The following is a 12,790-nucleotide window of genomic DNA, read 5'->3' as shown; positions in this document are numbered from 1 at the left end:
CCCTTACCTTCAGCTATTTAAGTTCTACCTTATCAACTTATTTAGCTTTCCTTGTTTCAAAATCAGCAGAATTCAAATATCCCCATTATAATTTACTTACAATTATATCAATCAAGTTGTACATATCGTCAGTTCCAACCTAATTCTCACTTAAGCCAAACAGGGACATTGGTATGAGCCTTAAAAAACTATTAACTCTAGGGTTTGGGGTAATCCTAGGCCTAATTTTGATCATTTCAGTCGTTGCATCTCTACGCTTTTATCAGTCAAGTGACGGCTTTAACACTTATCGAGCTCTTGCATTAACCAGTGTTTCCACCGGTAGGATTCAAGCCAATATTCTAGAGGCTCGACTCGCGGCACTTAAGTACATTAAAAACCATGATCAAGAGAATGTTGCCGAGCTAAATAAACGCATTACCACCTCTATCAACTTAATCGATGGGGTGCTCAATTCACACATCGATGATACTCACAAGTCAGATTTCGTCTCAATTGAAAATCAGCTCAAACAGTACCAGAACGGTTTCTCTCAGGTCATCCAATTAGTCAATCAACGCAACGCATTGGTTAAGGAGCGACTCGACCCAGCTGGCCTAAATATGCGCAAGTCGGTAACAGAAATAATGAACCGAGCAGCAACTGAAGATGACATAGAGGTGGCAATCAGTGCAGGTACCTTACAACAACATTTATTGCTCTCTCGCCTTTACGCATCTAAGTTTCTAACCAGTAATTCACAAGGTGATGCTAAACGAGCAGAAGAGGAATTTTCATTGGTTGCCGAGCTATCCAATAAAGTTGAGTCTCAACTAATATCAGCGCAACAAATGTCGAACCTAAAAGCATTCCAGCAAGCTTTCGACCAGTATCGAAGCACCTTTGCCGAAGTGGTCCAAACCATCAACTCCCGCAATAAGATCATCTCTGGAACCTTAGATGTAATGGGGGCCTCTGCTGCACGGACGATAGAAGAGATAAAACTCGCCACCAAGGATAAGCAGGACTCCGTCGGCCCTGAAATGGTTGAACGCTTTGCCAGCGCTCAAATAACCTTGATTGTTCTTTCTATCATAGTGGTCATCAGTGCAATGGGTATTGCTGTCGCCATCTACCGTAGCGTATTGAAAGTTGTCGGAGGTGAACCTAGTCAGATTCAAGAGATGGTTGCTGAAGTCGCTTCTGGTGACCTTTCGACTCAAATTACTACCTCAGGCAACGAGACTGGTATTTACGCCAACATTCTACAGATGCGCCAAGAGCTTCGCCGAATCATTGAAGGTTTCCATCAGATCTCTGATAACGTTTCGTCTTCATCTATGTCATTAACAGGCATCATGACTGAAACGGAAAACAATGCTCAACAAGAGCTAAGCCAAGTGGAACAGATCGCAACCGCCATCAATGAGCTATCAAGCACCGCATCTGAAGTAAGCCAAAACGCGGCAAACGCAGAAACGGCCGCTAGCGATGCCACCAATAATGTGGTTGAAGGTGGCCGAATCTTGGACTCTTCCGACGAGGTCTCGCAGAAAGTCGATAGTTCGATTGAAGAAACGTCGAAGATCGTTAATCAGTTGCAAGAGTACTCAGTCGAGATCGGTACGGTGGTTGAAGTGATTAATTCCATTTCAGAACAGACCAATCTACTCGCATTGAATGCAGCAATTGAGGCGGCGCGTGCAGGCGAGCAAGGCCGAGGTTTTGCAGTAGTAGCAGATGAAGTCCGTTCATTAGCGGCGAAAACTCAACAATCTACGGTTGATATTCAAGAGATCATTTCGCGCTTACAAGCCCAAGCGAAAGACGCGAATCAATATATGCAGTCTAACTTAACCCTTGCTGAAGATTCTCGTAAATACAGCGAACAGCTTCGCTCCGCGTTTTCTTCAATTACCGATTCCGTGTCACTGATTTCAGATATGAACACGCAAGTAGCAACAGCATCAGAGGAGCAGTCAGGCGTGACTCAAGACATCTCAGAAAATGTATCTCAAGCGTTTGATCTGGTGAATAAAAACGTATCCGGCATCGAAGACAGTAAACGAGCCAGTGATGAGCTATCGAATCTGGCAGTGAAGCAAAAAGAGCTGTTGAGTTTCTTTAAGCTTTAAATAAAAAAGAGCGGCGAAAGCCGCTCAAAAGCATGTCAAAGTTTATGCCTAAACAGAATATCCATACCCAAAGTCTAGTGAGCCAAAGCCTGCGTATTATGGCTCACTAGATGCGGTACTAATGGCTAGGGATTCTTAGAATTGGTCTTCTTCGGTTGACCCCGTCAATGCAGTTACTGAAGAGTTACCGCCTTGAATCGTGTTAGTCATCTTATCGAAGTAACCTGTACCCACTTCTTGTTGGTGAGCGACGAAGGTGTAACCTTTTTCTGCCGCTTGGAACTCAGGACGCTGAACTTTCTCAACGTAGTGGCGCATACCTTCACCTTGTGCGTAATCATGCGCAAGTTCGAACATGTTGAACCACATGTTGTGGATACCCGCTAGCGTGATGAACTGGTACTTGTAACCCATGTCAGACAGTTCTTGCTGGAACTTAGCAATCGTCTCCGCATCTAGGTTTTTCTCCCAGTTGAACGAAGGTGAACAGTTGTAAGCCAACAATTGACCTGGGTATTCCGCATGAATCGCTTCAGCAAATTTACGTGCTTCTTCTAGACACGGCGTTGCTGTTTCACACCAGATTAGGTCAGCGTATGGCGCGTAAGCTAGGCCACGAGAGATCGCTTGGTCAATGCCAGCACGAACACGGTAGAAACCTTCTTGGGTACGTTCACCTTCGATGAAGTCCGCATCATATGAATCACAATCTGAAGTAATCAGGTCAGCTGCGTTTGCATCGGTACGAGCGATAACCAGTGTTGTCGTTCCTGAAACGTCTGCTGCTAGACGAGCTGCTACTAGCTTTTGCACCGCTTCTTGAGTTGGAACCAGTACTTTACCGCCCATGTGGCCACATTTCTTCACTGACGCTAATTGGTCTTCGAAGTGCACGCCAGCCGCGCCCGCATCAATCATCGACTTCATTAGTTCGTAAGCGTTAAGTACACCACCAAAACCTGCTTCAGCATCCGCTACGATTGGTAGGAAGTAATCAATACCACCTTCAGATTCTGGCGACTTACCATTTGACCACTGAATTTGGTCTGCGCGGCGGAATGAGTTATTGATACGCTTAACCACTGAAGGAACAGAATCTACTGGGTATAGCGATTGGTCAGGGTACATAGTTGAAGCCGTGTTGTTATCTGCTGCTACCTGCCAGCCTGAAAGGTAAATCGCTTCGATGCCTGCTTTCGCTTGCTGTACAGCTTGACCACCCGTTAGAGCACCAAGACAGTTCACATAGCCTTTTTTCGCATCACCGTTGACTAGTGACCATAGCTTGTCAGCACCACGTTGGGCGATGGTGTTAGCAGGCACCATTGAGCCACGTAGTTCTACTACTTCTTCAGCCGTATAAGGACGCTTAACGTTCTTCCAGCGTGGGTTAGTTGCCCAGTCTTTTTCCAGAGCTTCGATTTGTTGGCGGCGAGTTAAGTTAGTCATCGGTTTATCCCTCTTTTGATGAGCGCTTCTTATGTTATGTAACGGGCGCTATGTTTCCTTGTTCCTTGGCAGTACTTCCTGCTCTGCCGCAGACGATTCACGTTATTGTTTGAATATGTTTGTCATTCCCTAAAGGGAGGATGACAGAGTCCTTTAGTCCAAGTAGTCGTAACCCGGAATAGTTAAGAAATTGGTTAATTCATCACTGGTGGTCAGTTTCGCCATCAGCACTGCGGCTTCTTCAAAGCGTCCAGACTCGTAGCGCTCTTGCCCTACTTCCTCTTTCACTACTTCAATTTCTTGCGCAAGGTAGAGCTCAAACAGTTCGTTAGTGACCGTTTGGCCGTTATCAAGCGCCTTGCCATGTTGAATCCATTGCCAGATTGAGGCGCGGGAGATTTCTGCGGTTGCCGCGTCTTCCATCAAACCGTAAATCGGTACACACCCATTGCCAGAGATCCACGCTTCGATGTATTGCAGCGCAACACGAATGTTATGACGCATGCCTTGTTCAGTGATCTCACCATCACATGGCGCGAGAAGATCTTCTGCTGTAACTGGCGCATCTTGATGTCGTGAGACGTTTAGCTGGTTGGTACGCTCTCCTAATGCCAAGTCAAATACAGCTAAAGCAGTATCAGCTAAGCCTGGGTGAGCAACCCATGTTCCGTCATGTCCATTGTTTGCTTCTAGCGACTTATCGTTATGTACCTTATCGAGCACCTGCTGATTGGTTTGTGGGTCTTTCGCTGGGATAAAGGCGGCCATCCCTCCCATAGCGAAAGCACCACGTTTGTGACAAGTACGAACAAGTAAACGCGAGTAGGCATTCAGGAACGGCTTATCCATTGTCACCACCTGACGATCCGGCAGCACGCGGTCGGGGTGTTTCTTCAAAGTTTTGATGTAGCTAAAGATGTAGTCCCAACGGCCACAGTTAAGGCCAACGATGTGCTCTTTGAGTGAGAACAGAATTTCATCCATCTCAAACACAGCAGGCAAAGTTTCAATCAGAACAGTTGCCTTTATCGTGCCAGTATCTAGGCCAAAGTAGTCTTCAGTGAAGTGGAATACTTGGCTCCACCACTGCGCTTCTTTATGAGACTGCAACTTAGGAATATAAAAGTAGGGACCGCTGCCTTTTTTCAACAAACTGGCGTAGTTGTTGTAAAAGTAAAGCGCAAAGTCAAACAGCGCCCCTGGGATAATCTGACCGTTGAATGTCACGTGTTTTTCTTTTAGATGTAGACCACGTACTCGGCAGATTAAAACCGCTGGATCGGACTCCAGCGCATAGTGCTTGCCATTAACCGGATTGGTATAGCTGATGTCGCCGTTAACTGCATCGCGCAAGTTAATCTGTCCATCCAGCACCTTGCTCCAAGCGGGTGCCATCGAGTCTTCAAAGTCCGCCATGAATACTTTTACATTGGCATTCAGTGCATTAATCACCATTTTACGGTCAGTAGGACCTGTGATTTCTACTCGGCGATCTTGTAGATCTTGTGGAATCCCTTGGATCTTCCAGCTTCCTTCACGGATATCTTGCGTATCCTCTAGGAAATCCGGCAGCTCACCAGCATCGATCTTTGCTTGCTTCTCTTCACGAGCAGTAAGCAGTTGTTCAACCTGACTAGCGAACTTGTCACACAGCAGAGATAAAAAAGTTTGGGCTTCAACAGGGAAAATCGCTTGGTGTTCTGGTGAAAGGGTACCAGTGACACTAAGCATGCCTTCGTTTAGTAGGGTTTCTTGGGCTTCTACTGTTGTTTTGTCTCTATCTGGTGTATTAGCAAGCATAATTTTTTTCCTTTATTAACCTTTCGATAAACACATCGAGCGGCACGTCACCTTAATTACATTTGTAACTATCAAACAACAATCAAACATCCTTACTGATTGTCACCTGACTAGGTTTCTTGTTGTCTTGCCAGTTAGATTGACCGACTCGAATGAGCTTTTCAATCTAGACATAAGTCTTACTGGGCTTACATTTAAGCTATACCAAACCACACTAGAGTAAAAGTACTAAAGCAAACAAAACGTTAAATTCGAAGTTTTATTCCGCGCCACGCAAACCATTGATTTCGATCACTAAAACGTAACCACTTACGTAATTTAATTACAGTGAAATTAGGAGTGTAAAACCGTTTCAAACAGGTGTTTGATTTTAATTATCCGAAGGGAAACATAGATGAGACTGGGCTTAACGGTGATATGCAACCGCCTCATCAAACAAGAAGAAAATTATGAGTTGTAAAATTCACACTGTGAAATTTCACAATTTAATGAAAGCTTCATCAAGATTCTGTTGTGAAATTTTACAAGTCAAAGTTCACCAACAGAATAAAATGCTAAAAAGCACACTAAAACTAGTGTGCTTTTTATGGGTTTAAGGGAGATTTGGACTACTACTTATCGCTAAAGTAGCTCAGAAACAACATCTGCTAATTGATCAAATGTACTCACACGCGATGAACTTGGGCGCCAAACTAAGCCAATGTGGCGATGTGCTTGCTGTCCTGGAGCATCAACTACGACTAAGTTTTGGTTCTCTATCAGACCATGGTCGATGGCCATTTGCGGAATAAAGGTGGTACCCATACCGTTGGCAACCATTTGTACTAAGGTGTGCAAACTGGTGGCAGAGAATGGGTTAATCTTCTCTTTATCGGTTAGCTTACATGCAGAAACGGCGTGTTCTGTTAGACAGTGTTCTTTCTCTAATAAGAAGACAAACTCATTCGGCAAGTCGGCGTACTTGATTGGGGTTTGAATCGCATCAGCTTGATTTTGGCTGATGATCATTCTGAACGGGTCATTGCCGACAATGCGGCTATCCATACCATCGATATCAACAGGTAAGGCTAAGATCAGCACATCTAGCTCACCATGGCGCAATGCATCAAGAAGGTTAGTCGTGGTGTCTTCTCTTAGTAATAGGTTCAATTGCGGAAAACGCTGATTGACCTCTTGGACTAAATCGCACAATAAAAAAGGTGCGATCGTTGGAATACAACCCACGCGCAGCTGCCCTTCCATCTCATCCCCTTGGCATAAGCGACCAAGCTCGACGAGATCTTGACCTTTAGCCAGCAACTCGCGACCTTGCTGGACCACCAGCTCACCGGCTTGGGTAAAGACCAATGGGCTTTTCTTATCTTTCTTTTCATAAAGAGGGCAACCGATCAGTTCTTCAAGGTTTTGGATACCTTTACTTAAGGTCGACTGGCTGACAAAACACTTTTCAGCCGCTTCACTAAAGTGGCGAGTTTCATGCAGGGTGATGAGATAATGTAATTGTTTGAGACTAGGCCACTTATTCATAGATATATCGATAAAATCTAACTGGATATTGACCAAGTTAATAAAAATGGCTTATCGCTTTTTTCGATTAACTTAATCTATTTAATTCGCTTTTTTACATACTACAATTTGTACTATAGTTTGTCGCGTACAAACACGGACCAAACCATAAACACTTATCTTGGTTTGGAACTAACCATATATTTTAGGAGCAAAAAAATGGTACTAGTAGGTCGTCAAGCCCCAGATTTTACTGCTGCAGCTGTTCTAGGTAACGGTGAGATCGTTGATAACTTCAACTTTGCAGAGTTCACTAAAGGTAAGAAAGCAGTAGTTTTCTTCTACCCACTAGATTTCACTTTCGTTTGCCCATCTGAGCTAATCGCTTTCGACAACCGTCTAGCTGATTTCCAAGCTAAAGGTGTTGAAGTAATCGGTGTTTCAATCGATTCTCAGTTCTCTCACAACGCATGGCGTAACACTGCTATCGAAGATGGCGGTATCGGTGAAGTTAAGTACCCACTAGTAGCTGACGTTAAGCACGAAATCTGTAAAGCTTACGACGTTGAGCACCCAGAAGCAGGCGTTGCTTTCCGTGGTTCTTTCCTAATCGACGAAGACGGTCTAGTACGTCACCAAGTTGTTAACGACCTACCACTAGGCCGTAACATCGACGAAATGCTACGCATGGTTGACGCTCTTAACTTCCACCAGAAGCACGGCGAAGTATGTCCTGCACAATGGGAAGAAGGTAAAGCAGGTATGGACGCATCTCCAAAAGGTGTTGCAGCGTTCCTATCTGAACACGCAGAAGACCTAAGCAAGTAATTACTTGCTTACCATACCCACGCTCATCGGGTATGACGGTTGGTAGATATAAAGCTAAAAAGCACTAAGCGCGAAAAGCGCAAACGCCAATCAGTTCTAAGTAAAGTCTTAAATCGAAACCCAAAGCTCTGCTTTGGGTTTTCTTTTTGCTGAAAACAGATAAATCACCCACCAACACTCGCGCTTGTTTCTTATCGTTCTGCGCTTTGAGAACACCTAGTAATCCCTCTGATAAATAGGCTGTTTTTTGTCCAGTGTTGATTTAATATCTAGTCTACACAAATAGCAAAGTGACACCTCTCCACTTCTATTAAAGGAATAATATGAAAGAGCTGATCATTCACACCATAACAGTCTTTATGGGCTTTTTTGCGATCATGAACCCTGTCGCCAATACACCTATCTTTCTTGGCCTAACCAACGGTAATGACCGAGAAACGATAAAGTCGGTAGCCTTTCGCTCGGTATTGATCGCATTCTTGATTGTTTCGACGTTTGCCATTTCAGGAAAAGTCATTTTCGATCTCTTTGGCATCACCCTTTACGCCCTGCGTATCACCGGCGGAATACTGGTCTTTTTGATTGGCTTCCATATGCTGCAAGGGGACTCAACACACAGTACGACTAAAGAGAAGGTGAACTCAGACGCGCAAAAAGATGCCGCCTTGAGTATTGCTGTCTCGCCATTAGCAATGCCTATCTTAGCTGGCCCAGGAACTATCGCGACCGCAATGAACTTTGCAACAACTGGTGGACTCTATGAAACCGTCATCACCATTATAGCTTTCGGCCTATTGTGCGCGCTGACCTACGTTCTTTTTGTTTTCGGTGAACGCTTCGTGAAAGCCGTAGGGCCAAGCGCCTTAAACGTGATCACTCGAATGATGGGATTAATTCTTGCGGTGATAGGAATGCAAATGCTCATAGAAGGGATAGAGCAAGCTTATAAAGCCCTATTTATCTGATGTTCTTAGGTTTTAACGAGCACAAACTCAAGAAACCCCGACATTTCTTAACAGACAAACATATCTCTAAAGAGACAAAAAATATCGGCTTACAGACTTTATCTAGCTCTGCTCTTTAAAGTCGAATCACCTCTCTTTATGATGACTCTAACTTAATTTGAAAGAGCAAAGACGCTCTCCCAACAAATTCAAAACATGGAGATTCAACATGGCTTACTTTTCTCTAGCCTTTGGTACGGCAACGAAAAACCGTGACGGAAAAATTATCGAAGCATTTTTCCCTAACCCAGCTCTAAACCCAGCTGACGCTCTTGTTGAAGCAGTAGCGAAAGTTGCTGGTTATGAGCAAGGCAACCAAGCTATCGAGATCTCAGCAGCGCAAAGCGCAGATCTAGCGGCAGCATTTGAAGCAAACGGCGATGCAGCAAACGCATCTTTCGCAGCAAAAGCAGCGCAATCTTCACAACCGCTAGTACTTGTTGTACTTGCTACAGATGAGAAACCAGCATCGGTTGCTGAAGGTTTCCTTAAGCTACAACTTATTTCTAACCGTCTAGTTCAGCCACACGGCACTGTTCTTGATGGTATCTTCGGTCTACTGCACAACATTGCATGGACTAACGAAGGCCCTATCGATCTGCCTGAGCTTGCTGATCGTCAAATCGAAGCACGCCTAGCGGGTCGCGCACTGTCGGTAGACTGTGTAGACAAGTTTCCTAAAATGGTTGATTACGTGGTTCCAACAGGCGTTCGTATCGCTGACACTTCACGCGTTCGTCTTGGTGCGCACGTGGGTGAAGGAACAACCGTTATGCACGAAGGCTTCATCAACTTCAACGCAGGTACAACTGGCGTAAGCATGGTTGAAGGTCGTATCTCTGCTGGTGTTGTTGTGGGTAATGGTTCAGACATCGGTGGTGGCGCTTCTATCATGGGCACGCTATCTGGTGGTGGTACAGTTGTTGTTTCTATCGGTGAAAACTCACTGCTAGGCGCTAACGCTGGTCTTGGCTTCCCTCTAGGTGATCGCTGTACGGTGGAGTCTGGTCTGTACGTAACAGCAGGTTCTAAAGTTCGTATGATTGCTGAAGGCAAAGAAGTTGAAGTGGTTAAGGCTCGCGACCTTGCTGGTGTTTCTGACCTACTATTCCGTCGCAACTCAGTGACGGGTCAAATCGAATGTCTAGCAAACAAAACCGCTGTTGAACTGAACTCTGAGCTTCACAGCAACAACTAAGCGAAAACGAATAAACCGCAGGCTGGCATGAAAGTGCCAGCCTTTTTTTTGTTTTTAGTTTCGCTGGATAACTATTCACCAATTCCGCACCACCTTCACACTTCCCGCCTGCAGACTCATCTTACCAGTTGAGATATGCGTGATTCAGCGCTAACTTAGCCACTTCTAATTTCCTCTTCGAGCAATTACGTTCATATCAGTTTCACTTTTGTTCTAAAAGCTGCGTTATTTAACAAATAAAGTGGGGTTGATTAACAATTTTATGCTCAAACGCTCACTTTTAATGTTCGTTTATTTTCGAACTCGCTTAAATATGCACAATATCACCGTGCTAGATAAGCACAAACGACAAAGGACTTTAAAAATGACAACGAACAAACAACCTACCCTACTAGGTGAATGCTTGGCCGAGTTTATCGGTACCGGACTACTGATCTTTTTTGGCGTTGGCTGCGTGGCTGCTTTGGTATTAACCGGAGCAACATTTGGACAATGGGAAATTAGTATCATGTGGGGCTTCGGTGTCGCCATCGCTATTTATTGTACTGCCGGTGTGTCAGGAGCACACATTAACCCAGCAGTAACCATCGCCCTTGCGGCATTCCATGGTTTTGATAAAGCGAAAGTCATCCCTTACATCATCTCACAGCTATTAGGTGCATTCTGTTCTGCGGCACTGGTTTACGCCCTATACAGCAACCTATTTACTGACTACGAAATCGCTCATGGCTTTGCTCGTGACAGCAAAGATGCCTTAGCAACAGCAGGTATTTTCTCAACATACCCACACGCTTCACTCTCTTTCTTCGGCGCTTTTGCTGTGGAGTTTGTTATTACTGCTGTGCTGATGTTCGTTATTTTAGCTCTGGGTGATGAAAGTAATGGTGCTTCTCGCGGTGCAATGAACCCACTGCTGATCGGTATTCTTATCGCTGTGATTGGTGGCTCTTTAGGTCCGCTAACTGGTTTCGCGATGAACCCTGCTCGTGACTTTGGTCCGAAACTATTCGCTTACTTTGCTGGCTGGGAATATGCGCTAACCGGTGCTAAAGATATTCCATACTTCATCGTTCCGGTACTTGCTCCTATCGCTGGTGCTTGTTTCGGTGGCTGGTTATACCCGAAAGCAATCGCGGCTTACTTACCTCAACAAGGTCAAGGCTGCACAATTCCAAACCAGTGCGATCAAGAAGACGAAGCTCAAGAAGCCCGCGCATAACTTTTCAACCCTGTATTAACTAAAATATAAATAACGAAACAAAAAGGATTCTTACCATGACTGAGCAAAAGTATATTGTCGCCCTAGATCAAGGCACAACAAGCTCTCGCGCCGTAATCCTAGACCACGATGCGAATATCGTTAGCGTAGCGCAGCGTGAGTTCACGCAAATTTATCCTAAAGCAGGCTGGGTTGAACACGATCCTCTCGAAATCTGGGCAACGCAAAGCTCTACACTGGTTGAAGCATTAGGCAAGTCGGGCATCCGCAGCGACCAATTAGCGGGTATTGGTATCACTAACCAACGTGAAACCACAGTCGTTTGGAACAAAGAAACCGGTAAACCTGTTTATAACGCGATTGTTTGGCAATGTCGTCGTACTGCGGATATCTGTGAAGACTTGAAAGCGCGCGGCCTTGAAGATTACGTACGTGATAACACAGGTTTAGTGTTAGACCCTTACTTCTCAGGCACCAAAGTAAAGTGGATTCTTGATAACGTAGAAGGCGCTCGTGAAGATGCTGAAGCGGGTAAACTGCTGTTTGGTACTGTCGATACTTGGCTTGTTTGGAAGATGACGCAAGGCCGTGTTCATGTAACAGATTACACCAACGCATCTCGTACTATGCTATTCAACATCAATGACCTTTGCTGGGATCAAAAAATGTTGGATGAGCTAGGCATTCCAGCGTCAATGATGCCTGAAGTGAAGCGCTCATCGGAAGTTTACGGCCAAACCAACATTGGTGGTAAAGGCGGTACGCGTATTCCTATTGCTGGTATTGCTGGTGACCAACAAGCGGCGCTTTACGGCCAAATGTGTGTTGAAGCAGGACAAGCGAAAAACACTTACGGTACAGGTTGTTTCTTACTAATGAACACTGGCCAAGAGAAAGTAACCTCGAAGAATGGCCTACTAACAACACTGGCTTGTGGTCCAACAGGTGAGCCTGCTTACGCTCTTGAAGGTGCAGTCTTTATGGGCGGCGCTTCAATCCAGTGGCTACGTGACGAAATGAAACTTTTAGCGGATGCAAAAGATTCAGAGTACTTCGCGACTAAGGTCGACTCTTCAAACGGTGTCTATGTGGTTCCAGCCTTTACGGGTCTTGGCGCACCTTATTGGGATGCATACGCTCGTGGCACAATCGTTGGTCTAACTCGTGGGGTTAACTCAAACCACATTATCCGTGCAACCTTGGAAGGTATTGCTTACCAAACGCGTGATGTCTTAGACGCAATGCAAGCTGACTCTGGTATTAAGCTGGCTAACCTGCGCGTTGATGGCGGCGCTGTGGCGAATAACTTCCTAATGCAGTTCCAATCCGATGTACTCGATACTGAAGTTCACCGTCCTGAAGTGACCGAAGTAACCGCTCTAGGTGCAGCTTACCTAGCGGGTTTAGCGGTAGGCTACTGGAACAATATCGACGAGCTACAAGGTAAAGCGGTATTGGATCGTACTTTCCTTCCTCACCATGACGAAGAAAAACGCAGCCGTCGCTACAAAGGTTGGAAACGCGCGGTGAAATGTGCGCAAACCTGGGCTGAGATGCACAACGAAGAAGATTAATTTCTCGTTTAATGACTAAGTTAAGGGCGCAATTTTGCGCCCTTTTTGCGTCTTATCCCCTATTCCTTATGACTTCCCCTTCTCTCTATGCGCAAATT

Annotated in this window: 9 protein-coding genes; 6 read left to right on the top strand and 3 right to left on the bottom strand. The window is 45.2% G+C overall.

Features of this window, described 5'->3' with window-relative positions; genetic code table 11:
• Positions 1-173 precede the first annotated feature (173 nt).
• Positions 174-2,114, top strand: coding sequence for a HAMP domain-containing methyl-accepting chemotaxis protein (locus tag ACHUFZ_RS09690; protein WP_394127013.1), 1,941 nt, complete (start codon positions 174-176; stop codon positions 2,112-2,114).
• Positions 2,115-2,249: 135 nt separating this feature from the next.
• Here the strand turns inward: ACHUFZ_RS09690 and aceA are convergent, their stop codons facing one another.
• From aceA to ACHUFZ_RS09675, 3 genes are all read right to left on the bottom strand, one after another.
• Positions 2,250-3,563 (bottom strand): isocitrate lyase, encoded by a 1,314-nt coding sequence (aceA, locus tag ACHUFZ_RS09685; RefSeq protein WP_053440640.1) that lies wholly within the window; start codon positions 3,561-3,563, stop codon positions 2,250-2,252.
• 153 nt (positions 3,564-3,716) lie between these two features.
• The gene (gene aceB, locus ACHUFZ_RS09680) at positions 3,717-5,363 is read right to left on the bottom strand and encodes a malate synthase A (protein WP_394127012.1); all 1,647 of its coding nucleotides are present in this window, start codon (positions 5,361-5,363) and stop codon (positions 3,717-3,719) included.
• A gap of 621 nt (positions 5,364-5,984) precedes the next feature.
• Positions 5,985-6,890, bottom strand: a complete 906-nt coding sequence (locus ACHUFZ_RS09675) for a hydrogen peroxide-inducible genes activator (RefSeq protein WP_394127011.1) — start codon at positions 6,888-6,890, stop codon at positions 5,985-5,987.
• 198 nt (positions 6,891-7,088) lie between these two features.
• Between ACHUFZ_RS09675 and ACHUFZ_RS09670 the strand changes: the two genes are divergently transcribed.
• From ACHUFZ_RS09670 to glpK, 5 genes are all read left to right on the top strand, one after another.
• Positions 7,089-7,697: a peroxiredoxin gene (locus ACHUFZ_RS09670; RefSeq protein WP_394127010.1), complete on the top strand. Its 609-nt coding sequence runs from the start codon at positions 7,089-7,091 to the stop codon at positions 7,695-7,697.
• A 323-nt stretch (positions 7,698-8,020) separates the two neighbouring features.
• Complete coding sequence (locus ACHUFZ_RS09665; RefSeq protein ID WP_394127009.1) at positions 8,021-8,662, top strand: MarC family protein; 642 nt, start codon at positions 8,021-8,023, stop codon at positions 8,660-8,662.
• Positions 8,663-8,870: 208 nt separating this feature from the next.
• Complete coding sequence (gene dapD, locus ACHUFZ_RS09660; RefSeq protein ID WP_394127008.1) at positions 8,871-9,899, top strand: 2,3,4,5-tetrahydropyridine-2,6-dicarboxylate N-succinyltransferase; 1,029 nt, start codon at positions 8,871-8,873, stop codon at positions 9,897-9,899.
• A 364-nt stretch (positions 9,900-10,263) separates the two neighbouring features.
• Complete coding sequence (locus tag ACHUFZ_RS09655; RefSeq protein ID WP_053440645.1) at positions 10,264-11,118, top strand: MIP/aquaporin family protein; 855 nt, start codon at positions 10,264-10,266, stop codon at positions 11,116-11,118.
• A 56-nt stretch (positions 11,119-11,174) separates the two neighbouring features.
• Entirely contained in the window at positions 11,175-12,692 is a 1,518-nt protein-coding gene (gene glpK, locus ACHUFZ_RS09650; RefSeq protein ID WP_394127007.1) for a glycerol kinase GlpK, read from the top strand.
• The last annotated feature ends 98 nt before the right edge of the window (positions 12,693-12,790 follow it).

The organism is Vibrio hepatarius (assembly GCF_043642085.1).
In the GTDB taxonomy this organism is placed as follows: Bacteria; Pseudomonadota; Gammaproteobacteria; order Enterobacterales; family Vibrionaceae; genus Vibrio; species Vibrio hepatarius_C.
The sequence above is the reverse complement of the archived record's forward strand: the minus strand, read 5'-3'. Positions and strand labels throughout refer to the sequence as shown.